Source organism: Sorangium sp. So ce448, assembly GCF_051520915.1.
GTDB classification, from domain to species: domain Bacteria; phylum Myxococcota_A; class Polyangia; order Polyangiales; family Polyangiaceae; genus Sorangium; species Sorangium cellulosum_B.
The window spans coordinates 215,510-236,389 of sequence record NZ_CP150343.1 but is presented as its reverse complement, the minus strand read 5'-3'; the positions used below and the strand labels follow the sequence as shown (position 1 = coordinate 236,389).

Annotated in this window: 23 protein-coding genes; 7 read left to right on the top strand and 16 right to left on the bottom strand. The window is 70.7% G+C overall.

Going from position 1 to position 20,880, the window contains the following annotated elements; genetic code table 11:
* Positions 1-608 precede the first annotated feature (608 nt).
* Positions 609-1,520 carry a LysR family transcriptional regulator gene (locus WMF45_RS00995; RefSeq protein WP_437715107.1) on the top strand — a complete coding sequence of 304 codons (912 nt, stop codon included), beginning with the start codon at positions 609-611 and terminating at the stop codon, positions 1,518-1,520.
* A 95-nt stretch (positions 1,521-1,615) separates the two neighbouring features.
* Here the strand turns inward: WMF45_RS00995 and ilvE are convergent, their stop codons facing one another.
* Together ilvE and WMF45_RS00985 are read right to left on the bottom strand one after the other, a co-directional pair.
* Entirely contained in the window at positions 1,616-2,506 is an 891-nt protein-coding gene (ilvE, locus tag WMF45_RS00990; RefSeq protein WP_437715106.1) for a branched-chain-amino-acid transaminase, read from the bottom strand.
* Positions 2,507-2,511: 5 nt separating this feature from the next.
* The gene (locus tag WMF45_RS00985) at positions 2,512-3,225 is read right to left on the bottom strand and encodes an IclR family transcriptional regulator (protein ID WP_437715105.1); all 714 of its coding nucleotides are present in this window, start codon (positions 3,223-3,225) and stop codon (positions 2,512-2,514) included.
* 232 nt (positions 3,226-3,457) lie between these two features.
* Here WMF45_RS00985 and WMF45_RS00980 point away from each other — a divergent pair, with 232 nt between their 5' ends.
* From WMF45_RS00980 to WMF45_RS00970, 3 genes are all read left to right on the top strand, one after another.
* Entirely contained in the window at positions 3,458-4,150 is a 693-nt protein-coding gene (locus WMF45_RS00980) for an alpha/beta fold hydrolase (protein ID WP_437715104.1), read from the top strand.
* Between the two features lie 197 nt (positions 4,151-4,347).
* Entirely contained in the window at positions 4,348-4,755 is a 408-nt protein-coding gene (locus WMF45_RS00975) for a cupin domain-containing protein (protein ID WP_437715103.1), read from the top strand.
* Between the two features lie 177 nt (positions 4,756-4,932).
* Positions 4,933-5,481 (top strand): hypothetical protein, encoded by a 549-nt coding sequence (locus tag WMF45_RS00970; RefSeq protein WP_437715102.1) that lies wholly within the window; start codon positions 4,933-4,935, stop codon positions 5,479-5,481.
* A 93-nt stretch (positions 5,482-5,574) separates the two neighbouring features.
* On the opposite strand, the gene WMF45_RS00965 is transcribed toward WMF45_RS00970, so the two are convergent.
* From WMF45_RS00965 to WMF45_RS00930, 8 genes are all read right to left on the bottom strand, one after another.
* Complete coding sequence (locus WMF45_RS00965; RefSeq protein WP_437715101.1) at positions 5,575-6,894, bottom strand: hypothetical protein; 1,320 nt, start codon at positions 6,892-6,894, stop codon at positions 5,575-5,577.
* Positions 6,894-7,532, bottom strand: a complete 639-nt coding sequence (locus WMF45_RS00960; protein WP_437715100.1) for a peroxiredoxin — start codon at positions 7,530-7,532, stop codon at positions 6,894-6,896. The genes WMF45_RS00965 and WMF45_RS00960 overlap by 1 nt, the downstream gene beginning before the upstream one ends.
* A 156-nt stretch (positions 7,533-7,688) precedes the next feature.
* A complete protein-coding gene (locus WMF45_RS00955; RefSeq protein WP_437715099.1) occupies positions 7,689-9,011 on the bottom strand; it encodes a S41 family peptidase in 1,323 nt (440 codons plus the stop codon).
* Positions 9,012-9,317: 306 nt separating this feature from the next.
* The gene (locus WMF45_RS00950) at positions 9,318-10,670 is read right to left on the bottom strand and encodes an LLM class flavin-dependent oxidoreductase (RefSeq protein ID WP_437715098.1); all 1,353 of its coding nucleotides are present in this window, start codon (positions 10,668-10,670) and stop codon (positions 9,318-9,320) included.
* Complete coding sequence (locus WMF45_RS00945; protein ID WP_437715097.1) at positions 10,667-11,455, bottom strand: ABC transporter ATP-binding protein; 789 nt, start codon at positions 11,453-11,455, stop codon at positions 10,667-10,669. The genes WMF45_RS00950 and WMF45_RS00945 overlap by 4 nt, the downstream gene beginning before the upstream one ends.
* Positions 11,431-12,339, bottom strand: coding sequence for an ABC transporter permease (locus tag WMF45_RS00940; RefSeq protein ID WP_437715096.1), 909 nt, complete (start codon positions 12,337-12,339; stop codon positions 11,431-11,433). The genes WMF45_RS00945 and WMF45_RS00940 overlap by 25 nt, the downstream gene beginning before the upstream one ends.
* On the bottom strand, positions 12,336-13,247 hold the full coding sequence (locus WMF45_RS00935; protein ID WP_437715095.1) for an ABC transporter substrate-binding protein: 912 nt from the start codon (positions 13,245-13,247) through the stop codon (positions 12,336-12,338). The genes WMF45_RS00940 and WMF45_RS00935 overlap by 4 nt, the downstream gene beginning before the upstream one ends.
* A 549-nt stretch (positions 13,248-13,796) precedes the next feature.
* Positions 13,797-14,717, bottom strand: coding sequence for a LysR family transcriptional regulator (locus WMF45_RS00930; RefSeq protein ID WP_437715094.1), 921 nt, complete (start codon positions 14,715-14,717; stop codon positions 13,797-13,799).
* 234 nt (positions 14,718-14,951) lie between these two features.
* On the opposite strand from WMF45_RS00930, the gene WMF45_RS00925 reads away from it, so the two are divergent.
* Positions 14,952-15,752, top strand: a complete 801-nt coding sequence (locus WMF45_RS00925; RefSeq protein WP_437715093.1) for a dioxygenase family protein — start codon at positions 14,952-14,954, stop codon at positions 15,750-15,752.
* A gap of 21 nt (positions 15,753-15,773) precedes the next feature.
* Positions 15,774-16,433 (top strand): YceI family protein, encoded by a 660-nt coding sequence (locus WMF45_RS00920; protein ID WP_437715092.1) that lies wholly within the window; start codon positions 15,774-15,776, stop codon positions 16,431-16,433.
* Between the two features lie 114 nt (positions 16,434-16,547).
* Here WMF45_RS00920 and WMF45_RS00915 read toward each other — a convergent pair whose 3' ends face one another.
* The 6 genes from WMF45_RS00915 to WMF45_RS00890 form a co-directional block, all read right to left on the bottom strand.
* Complete coding sequence (locus WMF45_RS00915) at positions 16,548-16,790, bottom strand: hypothetical protein (RefSeq protein ID WP_437715091.1); 243 nt, start codon at positions 16,788-16,790, stop codon at positions 16,548-16,550.
* 22 nt (positions 16,791-16,812) lie between these two features.
* On the bottom strand, positions 16,813-17,136 hold the full coding sequence (locus WMF45_RS00910; protein WP_437715090.1) for a hypothetical protein: 324 nt from the start codon (positions 17,134-17,136) through the stop codon (positions 16,813-16,815).
* Between the two features lie 124 nt (positions 17,137-17,260).
* Positions 17,261-17,659, bottom strand: coding sequence for a ClpX C4-type zinc finger protein (locus WMF45_RS00905; RefSeq protein WP_437715089.1), 399 nt, complete (start codon positions 17,657-17,659; stop codon positions 17,261-17,263).
* A 55-nt stretch (positions 17,660-17,714) separates the two neighbouring features.
* Positions 17,715-18,020 (bottom strand): hypothetical protein, encoded by a 306-nt coding sequence (locus WMF45_RS00900; protein ID WP_437715088.1) that lies wholly within the window; start codon positions 18,018-18,020, stop codon positions 17,715-17,717.
* Positions 17,992-18,603: a hypothetical protein gene (locus WMF45_RS00895; protein ID WP_437715087.1), complete on the bottom strand. Its 612-nt coding sequence runs from the start codon at positions 18,601-18,603 to the stop codon at positions 17,992-17,994. The genes WMF45_RS00900 and WMF45_RS00895 overlap by 29 nt, the downstream gene beginning before the upstream one ends.
* 152 nt (positions 18,604-18,755) lie before the next feature.
* Positions 18,756-19,277 carry a GNAT family N-acetyltransferase gene (locus WMF45_RS00890; protein WP_437715086.1) on the bottom strand — a complete coding sequence of 174 codons (522 nt, stop codon included), beginning with the start codon at positions 19,275-19,277 and terminating at the stop codon, positions 18,756-18,758.
* 205 nt (positions 19,278-19,482) lie between these two features.
* Here WMF45_RS00890 and WMF45_RS00885 point away from each other — a divergent pair, with 205 nt between their 5' ends.
* Positions 19,483-20,745, top strand: a complete 1,263-nt coding sequence (locus WMF45_RS00885) for an alpha/beta hydrolase family protein (RefSeq protein ID WP_437715085.1) — start codon at positions 19,483-19,485, stop codon at positions 20,743-20,745.
* Positions 20,746-20,880: the final 135 nt, after the last annotated feature.

Genomic DNA, 20,880 nt, shown 5'->3' with positions numbered 1-20,880 from the left:
GGCGTTCATGGATGCGGCGCGCCGTTCGGCGGCAACGCCGGCGAAACACAGGTGAAACCGACCTGGCGCTACGCCGACGGCCGGCCGCCGGCGCGGCGCCGGCGCTGCGGGCGAGATGGCCGATCCAGGCCATCCGCGCGGCTTTGGAGGCACTCCGGAGCGCTCGAGGCCCGGTCCTCGCGCGCTCCATGCGACAAGCGCGCTCGGGCCGCTCCGCCGCGATACGACCCCTTACGGGGATCGCGCCACAGGCGATCTCAGGCGGCGACTACTTAGCTGACCGGACCAGACATGGCAACGTTCACAAACGCTCGCAGCACAAATCTGACTTCTTAACGAACCTTTACAAACAGGATCACGAGACGACATTCCCCGGCGGATCGGCCTGCGGCATCGCCGGGTATCGCCATGACGGCGGGCGGAGCGGGCGCGAGGAGGAGCCGTGAGCCCGGCTCCGCGGGCGTGCTCGGGAGATCGAAGCGGGACATGGGCGAAGGCCGGCGGCATCCCCCCACCGCTCTCGGTGAGGTCAGTGACCGTGCCGGCTCAATGGCCAACCTGTAGGTCGACCGATGGCGCGCTTCCAACTCATTAGTAGCATGGGCCCCATGCATCCCGTGCATCTCGCTTCCATTGACCTGAACCTGCTCGTCGTCCTCGACGCCCTGCTGGCGGAGGGGAGCGTCACGCGCGCGGCGGCGCGCGTCGGGCTGAGCCAGTCGGCGATGAGCCACGCCCTCGGGCGCCTCCGCGCGTTGATCGACGATCCCGTCCTCGTGCGCACGCCGCGGGGGATGATCCCGACGCCGCGCGCGCAGGAGCTCATCGGCCCCATCCGCGAGGCCCTCGCCAAGATCGAGGCGACGGTCGCGCGCAGCCCTCGCTTCGAGCCCGCGACGGCGCGCCGCTCGTTCACCGTCGCCACGGCCGATTACGTGGAGCTCATCCTGCTGCCGCGGCTCGTGCAGAAGCTCTGCTCTGATGCGCCCTTCATCGACCTGATCGCGCGCCCCTACGACAGCGAGATGTGGAGCTCCATGGAGACCGGCAAGGTCGATCTCGCGATCGGCCTGCTCCCCACCTTGCCCGCGGGGTTTTACCGGCAAAGGCTCATCGAGGAGCGCTACATGTGCGTCGTGCGGAGGAGCCACCCCGCGGTCCGGGGCAAGCTCACGCTCAAGACGTACACGAGCTTGCCGCACGCGCTCATCAGCCCGCGCGGCGAGGGCGGAGGCCGGGTGGACGAGGTCCTCGCCGAACGAGGGCTCTCGCGCCGCGTGGCGCTGCAGATCCCGCATTTTCTCGTGGCGGCCCACATCGTGGCCCAGACCGATCTCGTGCTGACCGTGCCGGAGCGCATCGCGCGTGTGTTCGCGGAGATGGAGGAGCTGCACGTCATGAAGCCGCCCGTGGAGCTCGGCGGGTTCTCGGTGGATCAGGTGTGGCACGAGCGGCACGCGAAGGACCCGGCGCACACCTGGCTGCGCGGCGTCTTCGCGGAGATCGCCCGCGACAGCTGACGCGCTCTCCCGCGCGGCGGCCAGGTCTCGCGGGAGCAAGGGCGAGCCGACGTGCCGAGTGGCGAAAGAATGAACCGATTAACCGGCGCCTTCGTTCAACCCGGGCCGCCGGGCGCGGCGATGAACGGGGCGCCCTCGGTCTCGGCGAGCTGGCGGTGGAGCGAGGTCAGGCGGGCCGTGACGGGGCCGCGCTCGCCGCGGCCGATGGTGCGCCCGTCGAGGCTCCTGACGGCGATCACGCCGGCGCCGGTGCCCGTCAGGAACGCCTCGTCGGCGGCGAAGAGGTCGAGCCGCCCGATCGAGCGCTCCACGACCGTGAGCCCGATGCCGCGCGCGAGCTCCATGACGGCCGCGCGGTTGATGCCCTCGAGGCACCCGTCGGTGGCCGGCGGCGTCGCGAGCACGTCGCCGCGGAGCGCGAACACGTTGGCCACGGAGGCCTCGGCCACGTGGCCCCGCGCGTTCAGGAGCAGCGCGTCGTCGGCGCCGCGCTGCCTCGCCTCGAGCTTCGCGAGCGCGGAGCCGAGGTAGTTCAGGCTCTTGATCCGCATGTCGAGCGCGTCCGCGTTGGGCCTCCTGTGGCTCGACGTGATGAGCTCGAGGCCGCGCCGCCGCTGCTCGTCGTCGAAGAGGCGGATGGCCCCCACGATGCAGAACAGCCCCGGCCGCTCGCAGGTCGTCGGGTCGACGCCGAGCGGGCCCACGCCGCGCGTGACCACGAGGCGCACGTAGGCCTCGGGCTGGCCGTGCGCGCGCGCCGTCTCCTCGACGATGGCGCGAAGCCCGTCGAGCGAGCGCGGGAGCGCGATGCCGAGCGCCCTCGCGCCGATCTCGAGCCGCGCGAGGTGGCGCTCGATCCGGAAGACGCGCCCCGCCGCGACGCGCATGCCCTCGAACACGCCGTCGCCGTAGAGCAACCCGTGATCGGTCACGTTCACGGTCGCGTCCGCTGCGTCGACGATCCGCCCATCGATCCATGTCTTCATGCCGTTCACCTCCTGCCCTCGCCCTGGAGGGCGCGCGCGACCCGCTCGGCGGCGTCGCGCGTGTGATTCACCGCGGCGTCACGACGATCGCCGCGCAGGCTCTGGGCTGCCGCGGCGCAGGCGACGCAGCCGTGCAGGCCGCCGCGCGCGAGCACCGGGGCAGCGATGACGGTGAGCCCGTCGATCCAGGCGCCCTCGTTGACGTCGTAGCCGCGCTTCGCGGCGCGCCGCGCGGCGCGGAGCATGGCCGGGTCCGCGCCCGAGGCGCCCACGAGCTCCGGCGCGTACGCGAGGTAGAGCCGGCCGCTCGCGGTGACGTCGACCGGCACCTCGGCCCCGACGGTGGGCGCCGCGCGCAGGAGCCCCGTGCCCTCCGCCTTGTCGAGCACGACGAGCCTGCCGGCGCGCGCGGCGACGAGGAAGAACGTCTCGCCGAAGGCGCGCGCCGCCCGCTCCAGCTCGGGCCTCGCGACGCGCGCGACCGCGTCGAGCCCCTGCGCCCCGAGCCCGAGCCGGATCAGGCCGACGCCGAGCCGGTAGCGCCCCTCCCCGTCCTGCTCCACCAGCGCGTGCGCGGCGAGCGACGCGAGCAGCCGGTGCAGCGTCGCCTTCGGCATGCGGAGCCGCCCCGCGAGCTCCGAGAGCGAAGCGCTGCCGCCGCCCTCGCCCAGCGCCTCGAGGGCGCGCACCGCCTTGTCGACCGTCCCGGATCGCTCCATGCTTGTTCCACTATTCGGAATAACGTTCCGATTATTGGTATAGCTCCATCCCGCGCCCCGGTCGAGGGCGCGGCGCCGCGGGATCCCGGCGGGATGGCGGGCGGAGACGCGCGGGGGCCGGCGGAGGCGCGGGGAGAGCGGGCTCAGCGCTGCGGGCGACGCGCGCTGGTGTCGATCGAGGGGGTCGGATAGCGTCTTCGGTCCCGCCGTGAGCTGCGGAGGAGAGGAGCACATGCGCAAGATCTCATCGGTCGTACTCGTCCACGGCGCCTGGCACAGCCCGTCCTGCTGGTCCCAGGTCGCGTGCCGGCTGCTCGCCAGCGGGCTCGACGTCCGGGTGCCAGAGCTTCAGAGCGTCGGGCCCGCCGCGGGCGGCCTCGCGGCGGACGCGGAGGTGGTGCGCGCGGCGCTGGCCGAGGCGCCCGGCGAGGCCGTCGTGGTCGCGCACTCCTACGGGGGATTACCGGTCACGGAGGTGGCGGCCCGCGCGGGCAACGTCGCCCACCTCGTTTACGTGTGCGCGTTCATGCTCGGCCCGGGGGAATCCCTGCTCTCGGCGATCGGAGGCCAGGAGCCGCCTTGGTGGATCACCTCCGCGGATGGCCGGACGATGATGCCCGACCGCGCGCGCGACATCTTCTACAACGACTGCAGCGACGAGGTCGCGGCCGCCGCGGCAGCGGCGCTGCGGCCCCAGTCCAGGGCGTCCTTCGCGGACCCGCTGGGGGCCGCGGCCTGGCAGGAGCTGCCCTCCACCTACGTGATCTGCGAGCGCGACAACGCCATCCCGGTGTTCGCGCAGGAGGCGATGTCGCGGCGCGCGAGGGAAGTGCGGCGCCTCGACGCGGGCCACTCTCCGTTCCTGTCGCAGCCGGACGAGGTGGCCGCGCTCGTGCGCGACATCGTCGCGGCCGCGGCCGGCTGAGCCGGCGCCGACGCCGGCGCGCGGCGACGTCGAGGCGGCCATCGCCCGCGCCCAGCCCCCGCAGCCGCATCGACATTTCGGCTCGGCCAGCGAAACGGCGGCGGAGGGCTGCCGTATCCAGCGAGCAGGGCGGCCTGTCGCGACGGCCTGTCGCGATGGGCAGACCCGCGCCCGATGCCGCCGTGGAGGATCAAGCCATGACTGTCCTGAACATCGCCTCGATCGAGAAGCTCAGCCTGCCCGGGCTCGCCCACCAGACCCTCGCCGGCCCTCGCGACGGCCTCCAAACGCTCGAGGTGTGGATGCAGACCATTGCGCCGGGCGCGCAAACGCCGCGTCACCGGCACGCATGTGAGGAGGTGATCGTCGTCCTCCGCGGTTCCGGGACATGCGAGATCGATGGAGTGGCCCTCACGTTCGGCCCGGGCTCGACGCTCATCGTGCCGGCGGACGTCCCGCACCAGATCGCGAACACGGGTGGGGAAGAGATGCACGTCGTCGCCGCGCTCGGCGCGGCGCCGGTCACCGCGGAGACGCCTGCCGGCGAGCGCATCGAGCTGCCGTGGGATCAGCACCGCTTCGCTCGCGAGGAGTGCGAGGGCTGACATCCATGTCGCTGCGCAGGCTGAGCCAGGCCGCACGCCGCGTTCCGGCGAGCTCGCCTGCCTCGCGCAACCGGGCGGGCGTGCAGTCTTGTTCTGCCCGGCCGCAGGACGCTGCCTGCACCGGAGCCACACGCGGCGTCCTGGCTCGTGGCACAGCGGTTGCCGTCTGGCGCCGGCATGAAACCGAACACGCTCTTCAAGGTCCTTGCGCTGGTCGCTAGCTTCCCGTTCGCCGCGGGCTGCGCTCTCGGCTCCGAGGAGGAGGCGGCGCCCGAGCAACAGTCGCTCGGCGCTTCGTCCGAGGCCGAGGGGATCTGGCTCTCCACGAAATACTCCTTCGGGTTCTGCGCCGGCGAGTGCATCACGACGGTGTCCCGCGACGGCGTCGAGCTCTCGCTCACGGCCTGCACGCGCAACCAGGGCTGTCCCCGCTCGAACCTGGCGACGCTGACGGACGAAGGCGCGCGAAAGCTCGACGAGATCGAGGACGCGCTCTCGGGCGTCTCCCTCGACGGCCGCTACGGCTGCCCCGACTGCGCCGACGGCGGCGCAACGTCCGTGCGCCTGCGCCGTGGTGGTCTCGAGACGTCGCACCTCTACGAGTACGCCGGAGCGCCTGCGCCTCTGTCGGCGCTCGATCACCTGGTGGCCGATCTCCGGCTCGGCCTGGACTCCTGCACATCGGGACCGCTCCTGAAGCTCTCGCCGACGTGCACGCCCAAGTGAACGCGCTCGACCGGAGGCTCCGGGTCGGCTCGTCCGGGTGAGACCGCCGCCGCCGGAGCCGCGCCCGACCAGCGCCGCCCACCGGAGCGGGCGCTACCCGTCGTCCGGCAGGTAGAGCTTCACGTCGTCGAACTCGGCGGTGCCCTCGTAATAGTTGATGTGCGGATCACCGAAGAAGAAGTGATCCGGGTAGGCCGACCCCGCCGGCCAGGTCTCGAAGGTCTCGCCGAAATCGACCGTCTCGTTGTGGCCGTGCGCCTCGAGCTCGTCGGGGCGCTGGTTGTAGTGCCACGTCACCGGCGGCTCGCGGAAATCCCTGCGCGCGGCGTACGTCGTGCTGCCGCCGTGGTGGAACCGGCCCGCCGCGGACATCGCATAACCCCGGCCGTCGCGCTCGACGGTGAACACGTAAGCCTCCCTGTCGAGGTACTTGTCCACGAAGATGGGGCCGTCCTTCCACCCGCCCGCGGTGTACGACGTGAACCTGTTTCCGGTCCACGGGCTCCCGAACGCGTCGCCACGGAGCCAGATCATGCTCACATAACGTGATCCGTCCTGCTCGGCCCGGCCGGTCGAGGGGTTCCAGACCTGCGACCAGGGGCCGTCCTCGCCGAAGTTGCTGTCCGTGTCCATCACGACCTTCCGGTGGTGATGGATGAAGACGTTGTTGTGAGGGGCCGGCCGCGGATAATCGGTGATGCAGAGAAAGTAAACACCATTATTGAATGTCGCCGACTGCGGCGCGGTGCTGCGATCGCTGAACCGCCACGGGTCGGCCAGCTCGTCCCCGTCGTAGCCGTTGATCTTGCCCCCGTGCGTCCAGCTGCCCTCGCGCAGGCCGCCGAAGTCGATGTTCGAGACCGTCACCTCCACGCGGTACCGCGCGGGCAGCGGCGCTGTCGAGCGGAGGATCGCGCCGTCGTAGTGGCGGGTGGAGACGAGCCTCGCCTTGCCGCCCGCCGCCTCGAAGCGGCCGCCTGTCTCGGGGACGCCGTCGCGGTCGCTGTCGCGGCCATACAGCTCGACCGTGAGCCAGCCGCCCTCGCCATAGGTGAAGGACTTCCGGAACGATCGGAACCTCTGCAGCCCTCCCCGGAACACCTCGCCGCCCCGCGCGGAGAAGAACTCACCATCTTCGTCGAAGACATCGACGTGATAGGGGCTCTCGTCGCCATACCGATCCTCGGTCCACGCCGCGGGCTCCTGGAACGGCGCATCGAAGGTCTCGTGGTGGACGAGCTTCCAGCCGGCGCCGGCGGCCCGCGCCGCCGGCTTCGGCCCGCCGCCGCGCGCCCCGAGCGCCTCGGGCGCGGGCGCGCGCGAGCACGCCGCCGGCAACACGAGGGCGAGCGCGGCGAGGCGTCGGGTCGACGCGTCGACGCCTCGCCGCGCGCGGGCGGCGCCACGCCGCATCAGCGGTTGGGCTGCGGGGTGAGGCGCAGGTACGGGCGGACGGCGTTGTACCCCTTGGGGAACTTCTGCGCGAGGACGGCGGGGTCCTGGAGCGAGGGGACGATCACCACCTCATCGCCGTCCTTCCAGTTCGCGGGCGTCGCCACGGAGTGGCTGTCCGTGAGCTGGAGCGAGTCGATGAGGCGCAGGATCTCGTCGAAGTTGCGGCCCGTGCTCGCCGGGTACGTGAACGTCGCGCGGATCTTCTTGTTCGGATCGATGACGAACACCGAGCGCACCGTGAGCGTGTCGCTCGCCTGCGGGTGGATCATCCCGTAAAGGCTCGACACCTTCCGGTCCACGTCGGCGAGGATCGGGTAGTTCAGCTTCGTGCGCTGCGTCTCCTCGATATCCACCGACCAGCGCTTGTGCGAGTCGACGTCGTCGACGCTGAGCGCGATGGGCTTCACGCCGCGCTTGTCGAACTCCGCCTTGAGGTTGGCGACCGCGCCGAGCTCGGTCGTGCACACCGGGGTGAAATCCTTCGGGTGGGAGAACAGGATCACCCACGAGCTCCCGGCCCACTCGTGGAATCGGATGGTCCCGTGCGTGGACTCTTGCTCGAAATCAGGCGCGATGCTTCCGAGTTGCAGGCTCATGACATTCCCTCCTGGCCGCGGCCCAGTCTCCGCTATGGCGGAGGAATCTCCGTCAAGCCGCTCAGGGTGTCAAGCCGGGAGCGGCGGTGTTTCGCGCCGGGACGCCGCCGGCGCGCTCGACCGCGCCGCGCCGCGCCTGGCCGGCGCGGCCGCGCCTCAGAGCGCGCCGACCTCGCGCCGGAGGCCGCGCCACGGGATCTCGCGCGGGGGCGAGGCGCGGCGCTCGCTCGCCCCGTCCGGCTGCGCCGCGGTCGAGCACTCGCCGTGCTCCAGCAGGTGCAGGGCCTCGGCAAGGCACGTCTCGCCCGCGTCGCCGAGCTCTGCGCCGAGCGTGTCGTCTGCGGCGCAGTCGGGGGGGAGGCCATCGTAGAAATCGCCCTCTTCCTTCGCGTTGAGCACCCGGAACGCGATCGGGTGCACGACCATGTCGCAGTTGTCCCATCCGTACATGCCGACGGGTTTGCCGTGCGTGGTCGAGCCGACGATCTTCACGTCCATGTAGGCGCGCAGGCTGTTGATCAGCGACTCGCTCGCGGAGGCCGTCCCGCCGGACGTGATGACGACCAGCCGGGACAGGGGGAGCGGCGGCTGGTCGAGGTCATCGAACGTCTCCCGCTTGTCCCAGTCGACGTGCCTGTCGTTGTGCGCGGTGATGTCGAGCAGCGCGCCGGCCTCCGTCGGCCGGTGGATCAGGCTCGCGAGGTGCCTCTCGACGGAGAGGCGCCCACCTCCGTTGTAGCGCAGGTCGAGCACCAGCTCGTCGACCTGGCTCTCCCTGAACAGCGCGAAGGCGCTGTCGAGCTCGCTCACCGAAGGCTCGATGAAGGTGGTGAGCATGAGATATCCGACGGTCGCGGACCCTGTTTGCAGGACACGCGGGCTCACGACCGTGGTGATGCCGTACCACGCCTTCCGGAGCGCGACCGTGAAGGCGTCGGTGTCGGCGCGCTCGATCGTCAGCGACATCTCGTACCCTTCCTCGTCGGGGCCTGCGAGCTCCTCCCAGAGGTCGTCGCTCACGACCTGCTCGACGTCGATGCCGTTGATCGCCACCACCGCGTCGCCCCGCCGGAGGCCGGCCTCTCCGGCAGGCGAGCCCGGCTGGATCAGCGCGAGCCGGAGGATGTCCTCCTGGTCGAAGCTCCACCGCATGCCGAACCCGAGGGTCTGCCCTTCCCGGAAGAACGCGTCGTCGACGCTCTTGGTCGAGATGTAGCTCCAGCGGTCTCGGGGCTCGGTGACGAGATCCACGAGCAGCGCCTCGGGCGAGGGGTACGCCCGGTAGTCCAGGTCGGGTACGCCGTCGTACCAGAGATAGGCGTCCTTCATCAGCTCGAACAGGAACTGGTTCTGTCCCTGCAGCGAGCAGTCTGCCTTTGGCTCTGCATCACCGTCCGAGGCGGAGCAGCCTCCCGTCGCGGCGGCGGCCAGCGCGAGGGTGCATGCGGAGAGGACCGCGACGAGCTTCGAGGCGACCATGCGCCTCAGCACACCACGAAAGGGAAAGGGCGAGCAACGGGGTTGGGTTGGCGGTTCGTCCCGACCGGGGTTGGGTTCACCGACCGGGGCGAGCCCCGAGCGGGGTTGGGTTCACCGACCGGTGCGAGCCCCGACCGGGGTTGGGTTCAGCCGCGGTTCATCCCCGACCGGGGTTGCGGCAAATTGTGATCTATTTCACTTTGCGCCTCGACCAACCAGATCCCGACCAACCAGATCCCGACCGAGGTTGAGGTCTATCCGACCGGAGGTCTATCCGACCGAGGTTGAGGCGCATTGTAATTCCAATCACTCTGCCGCCGCGACCAGATCCCGACCGGGGTTGAGGTTGGCCGGCCTCGGCAGCCCATAGTTGTCCCGCAACGTCTTCCCCGCATATTCCGTCCGGAACAGCCCGCGCTTCTGCAGGAGCGGGACCACGTGCTCGACGAACGCCTCGAGCCCCGACGGCAGCACCGGCGGCATCACGTTGAAGCCATCGGCCGCCCCCTGCTCCCACCAGTGCTGGATCGCGTCCGCCACCTGCTCGGGCGCGCCGGCGAACGTCCGGTGGCCGCGGCCGCCGCCCAGCCGCCCGATGAGCTGGCGCACCGTCAGCCGCTCCCGCCGCGCCAGGCTCACGATCAGCGTGTAACGGCTCTTCGCCCCCTCGATCTGATCCTCGCTCGGAAGATCCCGCGGCAGCTCCGCGTCGAGGTCGAGCTCCTCCGGCTTCACCCGCAGCGTCTGCGCGAGCTGGCGCTTCGCGTACTCCGGCTTGATGAGCCGATCCAGCTCGGCGTCGAGCGCGTGCGCCTCGGCCTCCGTGGCGCCGATGACCGGCACGATCCCCGGCAAGATCTTGATCGACCCCGGATCGCGCCCCAGCGCGCGCGCACGCCCCTTCAGATCGACATAGAACCGCTGCGCGTCCTCCAGCGTCTGCTGCGCCGTGAACACCGCCTCCGCGTACCGCGCCGCCAGCTCCTTGCCGTCGTCCGACGAGCCGGCCTGCACGAGCAGCGGATACCCCTGCGGCGAGCGAGGCACGTTGAGCGCCCCCTCGACCTTGAAGTACCGCCCCACGTGCCGCGGCGGGTAAATCTTGCGGTCATCGCCCCAGACGCCGCTCTCCTTGTCGCCGAGCGGCGCGTCGTCGCCCCAGCTGTCCCACAGCTTCAGCGACACATCGATGAACTCCGCCGCCCGCGCATACCGGTCGCTGTGCGCCGGCAGCTCGTCCAGGTTGAAGTTGCGCGCCGCGTCCACGCCCGCCGTCGTGACGATGTTCCAGCCCGCCCGACCCCCGCTGAGGTGGTCCAGCGAGGCGAACCTCCGGGCCAGGTTGAACGGCTCGTTGTACGTCGTCGAGGCGGTCGCGATCAGCCCGATGTGCTCGGTCACCCCGGCGAGCGCCGCAAGCAGCACCGTCGGCTCGAGCGTCCCGGCCGGCCTGCGGCCGACGTTGTTCCACAGCACAGGGCTGTCGGCGAGGAACACCGAGTCGAGCTTCCCCCGCTCCGCGATGCGGGCCAGGTTCTTGAAGTGCGCGACGCTCGTGTTCGCGAACGGATCGCTCTCCGGCAAGCGCCACGAGGCCTCGTGGTGGCCGACGCTCATGAGAAACGCGTTGAGATGCAGCTGTCCGGGTCGTTGGGTCACGGGGAACTCCGTTCCAGTTCAGGGTTCGCGTCAGGATCTCCGGCAGCGGCCGCGCCCGGCGCGACCCCCAGCGCCGAAAGCAGCGACTCGCGGTGGGCGAGGAACCGCGGATCGCGCAGCGGCCGCGGCGCCGGCAGATCGATCCGCCGCTCCTCGGCGATGCGGCCGCCCTCGAGCACAAGCACCCGATCCGCGAGCGCGATCGCCTCGTCGACGTCGTGGGTGACCAGCAGAACGGCCGGCCGGTGCCGCGCGCACAGCTCGCGCAGGAGGTCGTGCATGCGCCCGCGGGTCAGCGCGTCGAGCGCGCCGAACGGCTCGTCGGCCAGCACGAGCTCCGGATCGCGCACAAGCGACCGCGCCAGCGCCACCCGCTGCTGCTCGCCGCCGGACAGCTCGACGGGCCACGCGCGCTCCCGCCCGGCGAGCCCCACCTCCGCGAGCGCGTCCAGGCCGCGCTCCCGGGCCTGCGGCACGTCGAGCCCCAGGATCACGTTGTCGAGCACCCGCGCCCACGGCAGGAGCCGCGTGTCCTGGAACACGACCGCCCGGTTGTCCGGCACGTTCAGCTCGCCCGAGCCGGTCACCTCGTCGTCCAGCTCGGCGATCGCCCGCAGCAGGGTGCTCTTGCCCGATCCGCTGCGGCCGAGCAGCGCGACGAACTCGCCCCGCTCGATCGTGAGGTCGATCCCGTCGAGCACCACGCGGGCGCCGAAGCGGCGGACCAGGCCGCGGATCCGCACCGCGGGCGGGGCCGACGTCAGCCGGCCAGGATGCGGCGCCATGACAGGGCCTTTCGCTCGATGAGCCGCACGGCCGAGTCGGAGGCCAGGCCGAACAGCCCGTACACGACGAGTCCGAGGAGGATGATCTCCGTCTGCCCGTACGAGCGCGCCAGCGACATCATGTAGCCGATGCCGCTCGTGGCGTTGATCTGCTCGACCACCACGAGCGCCAGCCACGCGCCGGTCACCGCCAGCCGCAGGCCCATCAGGAAGCCCGGCAGCGCCCCCGGCAACGCCACCTTCCGGATGAACTGCCACCTCGTCAGGCGGACCGTCTCGGCCAGCTCCACGTAGCGCGCGTCGATGGTGCGCAGCGCCGCGTGGGTGTGGACGTAGACCGGGATGACGACGCCGAGGGCGATGGTGAGCACCTTCATCTGCTCGCCGATCCCGAACCAGAGGATCAGCAGCGGGATGAGCGCCAGCGTCGGGATCGCGCGCTTGATCTGCACCGGCCCGTCGAGCAGCGCCTCACCGACGCGCGTCAGCCCGGCGAGGAGCGCCAGCACCGTGCCCAGGCCGGCCCCGAGCGCGAGCCCCAGGAAGGCCCGCTGCGCCGACGTGAGCAGGTTGGACAGGAGCCGCCCGTCGGCGATCAGCTCGCGGGCCGTGGTCACCACGGTCCACGGCGCGGAGAGCACGCGCGCGTCGAGCGCGCCCGTCGCCGAGGCGGCGGCCCAGAGCGCGAGCAGCAGCGCCGGGCCGAGCGCGAGGCCGTACGGGATGCGCCGCCCCGGGCCCAGGCGGCGCCGCAAGCGGCGGCCGGACACGCGGCGGCCGGTCGGGGCGCCGGACGGCGGCGCGAAGACGTCCGCGCTCGCGGTGAGATCCGGGAAGCTGGCGAGGCGCGGCGAGGCGGCGCTCGTGGGCAGTGCGGTCGTCATGGAGTGCTCCTGTCGGCCGTCGCCGGCCGGTCCGTCGGTCCGGCGCCCTCGGCGGCGCCAGCCACCTCCGCTCCGATCGTCTGGAATCGAAGGTCGAAGATCGTCCTGGCCTCGAACCGCTTCTGGCCGGAGGCCTCGGCGAGCAGATCGGCGGTCTCCTGGGTCAGCGCGATCGCCTCGGACCAGTCGCGCGGAACCTGCGGCTCGCCGGCGGCCTCGATAAGGAATCGCCCTTCCTTCGCCGAGAGGCCCTGATCCTTGACGTAATACGCCTCGATCCAGGCCTCGGGGTGCGCGTAGGCCCACAGCTGGGCCCTGGCCCGCCGCTTCGCGTAGTCGACCAGCGCGGCCGCCTTGTGAGCGTCCTTGAGCACCTCGGCGCGCACGTAAAGGAAGCCGAGGTTGTCACGGACGCCGTGCGCGATCGACGAGGCGCCCTCGGCGCGGTACTCGTTGAGATAACGCAGCAGGGTGACGCCCGACAGCGGCGCGACGTCGACCTGGCGGCTGGTGAGCGCCTCCTTGAACTCGGTGCTCCCGAGCTGGACCAGCGTGACGTCCTGTTGCGACAGCCCGGCCTTCTTCAGCACGCGCAGCACGAGCGCGCCCTGCGCCTGCCCCGGCGAATACGCGATCTTCTTGCCGCGGAGGTCGTCGATGGACGCGACCTGCGCGCCCGGCGCGGTGGCCAGATCGTAGATGGGCTTCTCCCGGACCTGCACGGTGAGGATCTTCACGTCGACCCCGGTGAAGGTGGCGTGGATGGGCGGCGTGTCGCCGACCGCGCCCGCGTCGAGCACCCCGGCGCGGAACGCCTCGATGGTCTGCGGTCCTCCGCTGATGTTCTGCCAGTCGACGCGGAACGGCAGCCTGTCGATGTCGCCGGAGAGCTGGAGTTGCTTCTGCACCGTCGGATCACCGATGCTGAGCCGCGTCTCGCGCGGGATCTCGGCCGGGATCGGGGCGTCCGGAGCGAGCGTGGCACCGGCGCTCGCCTGGCCGTCGCGCTTGCACCCGGATGACGCGATCAGCGCAGAGAGCGCCGCGAACGTCGCGCGTGAGCGAATCCTGTCGATGAAGGAGCGCAGATGGACCTCGGTGCGCGGCTGGAAGCGGTGCCGTTTCGCGGATGCCCAGGCGCCGCCCCGCCCGCCGCCCAGCCGGCGGGGGAGAGGAGCGCTCGGGAGACGCCGGGAGGGGCCTCGCCGAGCCGATGGCTCGCGGCCCGTCCTCGGGATCGTCTCGCCATGACCAGCAACGCCCATGCCGCCGCGCCGCTCGCCCGTGGACGGCGCGGTCCAGCGGCCCGCGCCCGCCGTCGCGCGGCGCCCGCCGGCCGCGGGACGGCCGGGCCGAGGCCGCGCTGCTTCCCCAGCAACAGCCGGTGGTGATCCGCTGCTCCGGCGCGAGCACGGCCCGCCTCCCTCGGGCGGGAGCGGGCGCGGCGGGGCGGCCCGCTACCGCGCCGCGGCGGGGGCCTCGCGCCGCCCCTGGACGCCGAACGCGTCGAGCAGGTAGTCGCGGAAGGCGCGGATCTTGGACGGCAGGAAGCGCGTCCCCGGGTGAACGAGGTACAGGGAGGCGGCGCCGTGGATCGCGTAGTCCTTGAGCACGGGGACGAGCCGCTTCGCGTCGAGGTCGCCCCGCACGTTGATCGCGGGGACCAGCGCTATCCCGCCCCCGGCCAGCGCGACCTCGCGGCAGAACGAGAAATCGGAGGCCGAGATCGCCGCGCGCACCCGGAGCTCCGCGCGATCGCGGCCGTCGCGCGCCGAGAGCGCGATCGTCGCGTGCCCCCGCGCGGTCTGGGCGAGCAGCAGCCGGTGCCCCGCGAGGTCCTCGGGCCGACGCGCGGCCCCGTGCTTGCGCAGGTAGGACGGCGCCGCGAACAGGCCGACCTCGATGTGCTGCAGCTTGTGGGCGATGAGCGTCGAGTCCGGGAGGCTCGAGGTCGCGCGCAGGGCCACGTCGACCTGGTGGGCGTCGAAGTCGAGGAGCGCCTCGGTGAGCAGCAGCTCCAGCGAGATCTCGGGGAAGCGCTCCGCGAAGCCGGCCGAGAGCGGCGCCAGGATGCTCAGCCCGAGATCGAACGGCGCCGTCACGCGCAGATGCCCGCGCGGCCTCGAGCGCGCCTGCTGCACCGCCACGTTCGCGTCCTCCAGCAGCTCGATCGCCCGGCCGACGCGCATCCGGTAGGCGAGGCCGTCCTCGGTGGCCTGCACGAGCCGCGGGCTGCGGCGGAGCAGCTCCACCCCGAGCGCGTGCTCCAGGCGCGTGATGCGGCGGCTGACGCTGCCCTTCGTCTCGCCCAGCGTCCTCGCGGCCGCCGTGATCGATCCGAGGTCGACCACCAGGCAGAAGGCCCGCAGATCGCTCACATTTGCGTCGATCGTTTCCGTTTTGGCAACCTGGCGTTTCATTTCAGGGTCATTGTACCACTACCGGAAACGACCTAGGGTGGGCTCATCATGGATCGCCGGGCTGCATTAAGGCTCCTCCTTGCCGCGGGCGGGGCCGTACCGATCGCCGGCGCCTGCGGGCGCTCGACGTCGGCCGCGCCCGGCCCGGCTCCGGCGTCGAGCTCCACATCCACCGCGGCCGAGAGAGGTTCGATGTCCGACACCCAGCACAAGGCGCGCGAGGGGCGCATGCCGGCCCTGTTCCTCGCGCACGGCTCTCCCTTCCTGCTCGACGATCGCGCGTGGGTCGCCGAGCTCGCCGCCTGGGCGCAGGCGGTGCCGCGCCCCACGGCGATTCTCATGATCTCGGCCCACTGGGTGGACGCGCCGGTCACGCTCGGCGCCACCGAGACCGTGCCCCTCGTCTACGACTTCTACAACTTCCCCGAGAAGTACTATCAGGTGACGTACCCCGCGCCCGGCGCTCCCGCGCTCGCGCGGCGCGTCCGGGAGCTGCTCGGCCCGCTGGGGCCGGTCGCCGAGGCTCCTCGCCGCGGGCTCGATCACGGCGCTTATGTGCCGCTCGTCTGCATGTACCCGGACGCGGACGTCCCGGTGCTCCAGATCTCTTTGCCGACGCTCTCTCCAGCTCCGCTCCTCGAGATGGGGCGAGCGCTCGCGCCGCTCCGCGACGAGGGGGTGTTGATCGTCGGCAGCGGTTTCTTGACCCATAACCTCCGCGCGGCAGACTGGCGCGGAGATGCGGTCGCGCAGCCCTGGGCCACGGAGTTCGACGCATGGTGCGCCGAGGTCCTTTCGAAGCGCGACGTGGGCGCGCTCATCGAGTACCGCGCCCGCGCGCCGGGCGTGCGGATGGCGCTCCCGACCCACGAGCATTTCGTGCCGGTCGTCGCCGCCATGGGCGCGTCGATCGACGTGAGCGAGCCTGTGCAGTTCCCCATCACGGGGCTCACCTATGGCTCGTTCACGAAACGTTCTGTGCAGTTTGGCTGACCAATAAGGAGATTGTCTCTCATGTTCACCGCTCGTTTCGCTCGCATCGCCCTCCCCGCCGCGCTCTTGCTCTCGCTCGCGGGGTGCGAAGATCCGACCAAGGACAAGCCCAAGGCGACCATCTCGACCGCCGTGCCCGCGCAGACCCAGGCCGCCGCCGCGCCCTCGGGCCCCGCCGAGACGCTGGCCCTCGACGTGGCCGCCTCGACCATCGGCTTCGTCGGCTCGAAGGTCACGGGCAAACACGAGGGCAAATTCGAGAAGATCTCGGGCTCGATCACGCTCGCCGGCGGCAAGGCCGCGGGCGGCAAGCTCACCATCGAGGCCGACGCGTCGTCGGTGAAGACCGACGCCGAGAAGCTCGACGGCCACCTCAAGTCGCCGGACTTCTTCGACGTCGAGAAGTACCCGAAGGCGACGTTCACCTCGACCGAGATCAAGGCCGGCGGCGAGAAGGGCGCGACGCACACCATCACCGGCGAGCTCGATCTGCACGGCGTGAAGAAGACGATCACCTTCCCGGCGACCATCACCGAGGGCGCCGATGCCGTGTCGGGCAGCGCGGAGTTCGTGATCAACCGCAAGGACTTCGGCATCGTCTATCCGGGCAAGCAGGACGATCTGATCCGCGACGACGTGCTGCTGAAGCTCTCGCTCAAGGCGCCCCGCAAGCAGGGCTGAGCGCCGGCCGGACAACCGGGCGCGCCGCCCGTGGACACGGCGCTCCGACGACGCAGGTGCCATGGCGGCGCGCCGGCGTGCGAGACGCCGAGCCATGATAGGGTGCCCCTCCGCTCAGGTACCGCGATTCGAGCAGCCGCTCTCGACGAGCCCGGGGACTGTGACGAGCCCGCCCACGTTCTCTCCATCATCGCTGAGCGGCGCCGGGCGCCCCGGCGGATCGAACCAACAGATTCGGTCACCGATCCTGTACTCGTGCTGCCGGCAGTAGCCATACTTGTACTGGACGCGCCACTCCTGGAAATATCCACAGCTGGGGCAGTCCGCTCGGGCGATGACGATGTCGAATAGTCCCATGACGCTTAGTTTGGCTAACTGATCACGGATGTCTCTCCACCAGCATCGCCGTGTGCGCGAAGGAAACCAGCGCCAGCGCGAACAGGTGCACGATGCCAAAGCGCTCCAGATTCCCATCGAGCCCGCCGTAGGCCCTCCGGACCACGAAGAGGGCGACCGCTGCTACCACGTAGACGCCTCCCAGGAGGCCAGCCGGGATTCGCAGCAGAGACCCGGCGCCGAACACGGTGAGGGCGAGGCCGGACAGCAGGAGAACGCTGAGCCAGGGATCGCGCCCACGGCTGAGCTGGATCGCCGGCACGGAGTAGATCCCGCCGAACAGGATCCCGATGAACGGCACCGCCAAGCACAGGAGGAGCGCTCCTCGCGCGCGGCGACCAGGGGTCGGGGAGGTCATGGGTCGGGCAACGTCAACCATCTACGGCGAGCAGCTATTCCGAGGCGTCGGCGCGCAGTCCTGGCGGATCGGTTCACCGAGATTCCTCGCGGAGGATCTCCATGCAAAGACGCACGCAGGGACTGCAGATGTTGATCCGGCCTCCCCCTAACAGCGCGGGCACATCGACCAGCGAACGCTTGCAGAACGAGCACGCACAAGGCGGGTCCCGATAGCTGAGCCCGGTCCGCGTCTTGCTCGGCTCGCCGCCCTCCCAGAATCGCCACCAGGGGCGCCATCCGAGGACGTTGCGGCGGCGAAGACGGCGGGCACATTCCTGAACGCAAGCGCTGCAAATGCTGACATCCTCGGCAGCGATGAGGCGCTCGAGAACGGCCACCTCGCGCCGGCAGAACGAACACTGAGAACGCGCATCAGCGACGCCGTCGCTGGCTGCCACTCTGCCCGACAGATCGATCCAGATACCCGACATGCCAATAAGCTCTCACGACCACTCGAGCTGCAACCTGTCATCATAGGGCCACAGGTCATCGTGCGGTTTCATCGTGAAGATGAAACAGCGGTTGGTGAGCAGCTCGACACGCGTCGGCGTACTCGACCGCGACGATCTCGTGATGGAACGGCGAGGACGAGGACGCCTGGACGATGGTGAGCCCCAGCGCCTCCGCGAACGCGACATACTCGGCCTGCGAGATCAGCGGCCCCGGCCAGTCCGATCCGTCCGCCGTCCCAGGTGCCGGTGCCAGGCCGAGCGTGGCGTAGGAGGGCGTCATCCGCGACGGCTTGTTGGCAGCGTCACCGGCCTCACGTAGGCTCCTGTTCTCGCGGGCCAAATACTTCGTTTATGCGGGCTTGGAGTAGCCTCTTGGCGTCGTCACGAAGCGGCTCACCATGAGCGCTGATGAGATGGCGAAACGGCAGGTCGGCGAGGCGGCGAAAATCGGAAATATCGGGGGTACACGCCTCTCGCCAGGTCGCGGGGATGTTCGCCGCACCGATCAACCCTTGAGCGAGGAACAGCGCTCCTGTTTCATCGGAAAAGAAGGGATCGACGTGTGACCAGTTCTGGACGGCGTCACAGGTAATGAGGATCCCGCCCTCCCTCGGAAGTAAAACGACGGCTTCAGGGAACCGCGCGGTCGTGAACACGAATACAACGCCTCCGTGAGCCGGAAACGGGCCCCCTGCTGCGAGCGCTCGGTCGGCAGGTCGGCCGTCGGCCACCGCTGCCTCGGGGAGCGCCCACAGGGTGGCGCCGTAACGATCGCGATAGAAGGGATCATCTCGGCCGTGGAACGCGCCGAGCCGCACGATGTGGCGGACCTGGCCGAGGGCGTCGAGCTGGCGCAACCCTTCCTCGGTCAGGCGCACGGTGTTCACGAGCGTGAGCTCTCCGTCGTGTCGGAGCACGGTCATCGTGCGGCTCGTCTGGAGATCGATCCCGGCGTGGTGAGTCCTGTTCGTACCCACGACGTAAAAGACCTCTGGGAATGCGTCCTGTACCTCGCCATGCGGCCATGCGGGGCTGTGCTCGAGCATCTGGAAGGCTCCGGCGAATGATCTGGCGCTCAGCGGGGGCGCGAAGCGCTGCCCGATGGAACACCTTGTTGAACTGCGTCTTCGGTCAGGGGGGTCAGCTCCCTGGTCATCATGATCCGCGGCGAGAGGTTGAACCCCTGCCCCTCATACAAAGCGATCGCTCGCTGATTGTCCGGTCGCACCATGAGATGGACGGCGTTCACGCTGCGCTCCCGCAGGTGTTGTACGGTCGATTCCAGCAGGGTCCGCCCGAGGCCCCGCCGTCGGGACCCAGGCTCCACGAAGATTTCTGTCACGAAGGCATCACGCCCCGCGAACTCAAGATCATACCCGAACGTGGCCAGGCTATAACCGACGAGGGGGCGACGCGCTCCGACACGCGCAACCAGGATCAGCCCGAGGTCCTTGTCGTTGAGCACACGGTGCAGAGCGGGAATCATGGCCTCGGGCCTCCAGGGAATGCCCTCGGCCTCGTTGAAGGCGACCATCAACGGAAGGATGTCGTGCGCGTCTTCACTCCTGGCGAGGGCTATTTCTTCGAGCTCTTCCATCTTCGTTCACCCGCTCCGCTGTCTTGGTCCGCACGGCGCCGCGCCTCGGCCGCGCCACGCCTCCAGAGCTGCCCGCACGTAACCGATACTACAGGGGTCTGCGGCTTCTGTCAGGCCGAGCCTTGCGTCTGCCGAGCGCGGTCCTTCCGCGCCACGATCGTGCTCGCCGCGCCGGTCTTGGCCAGGGCGTGAGAACGATGCGCGCATGCTGAACAGCGACGTCTCTCGACATGCCCTCTGCCTGCTCGCAGCCTTCTCCACCTCCGCGCTCGTCGCCGGCTGCGCCGATGACGAGGCCTTGCCTCCGCACGAGGGCGATCCGGTCTGCACCGGCTGGGGCGACGAGGCGCCCGCCGAGGGCGTGCTCGAGCTGCCCCGTCCGACCGGCCCGCACCCGGTCGGCACGCAGATCCGCGCCCTCACCGACAGCGCGCGTGGAGAAGAGGCGACGGAAGATCCCGACGACCGCCGGGAGCTCATGGTGCAGCTCTTCTACCCGGCCGATCCTTGCGGCACAGGGCAGCTCGCGCCGTACCTGTCGCCGGAGGAAGGCGACAGCCGGCGCACGACCGGCGGCCTCCCGGCCGAGGACGGCTTCGAGGCGCGCATCCTCACGCACGCGCGCGTGGGCGTGCCGGTCGCCAAGGACGGCGCGCCGCACCCGGTGCTCCTCTTCTCGCACGGGTTCGGGATGCTGCGCGCCGACTACACGAGCCTCCTCGAGGACCTGGCGAGCCACGGCTTCGTGGTGGCCGCCATCAGCCACACCTACGACACCGAGCTCACGGTGTTCCCCGACGGCCGCGCCGTGCCCTTCGGCTCGGTCGTCCTGACGCCGGCGATGGACGCGTCGGAGGAGGAGATCGAGGCCTTTACTCAGGCGATGGGCGAGCACGTCGACGTCTGGGCCGACGACGCGCTCTTCGTGCTCGACGAGCTCACGGCCGCCGCGCAGGACGACCCGGGCGGCCTGCTCACGGGCCGGCTCGATCTCGAGCGGCTCGGCGTGCTCGGCCACTCCTACGGCGGCGCGATGGCCGCCGAGGTATGCGCCCGCGACGACCGCTTCGACGCCGGCCTCGACATCGACGGCAGGCTCTTCGGGCCGCAGGACGGCGCCGGCGGCAGGGGCCTCGCGCAGCCCTTCTTCATCATGCTCGCGGCGGACCACCCCGACGATCCGAGCATCGACGAGACCTACAACGCGCTGAACGGGCAAGGCTACCGGGCGCGGGTCGAAGACGCCGCCCACCTCACGTTCTCGGACCTGCCGATCGTCGTCGAGCACTTCCTCGGCGAAGGCGTCCTCCCGGAGCTGCTCGGCACGCTCGATCCGGCCCGCGCGGTCGAGATCACGAACACGTACACGCGCGCCTTCGTCCAGGCGCACGTGCGCGGCGAAGCGGCCCCGCTGCTCGACGGTCCCTCGCCGGAGTTCCCCGAAGTGACCTTCGAGAAGCGGCCCTGACGCGGGGAGAGCCCGCTGAGCCCGCTCGTCCACGCGCCGCCCCCGCCCGTCCAAGCGCCGCGCCCGCCCGCCGGCCCCGCGCTCTCGCCTCGGCGCCCTGGAACGTCGAAGATGTCAACCCCCCATGTCCGCGGT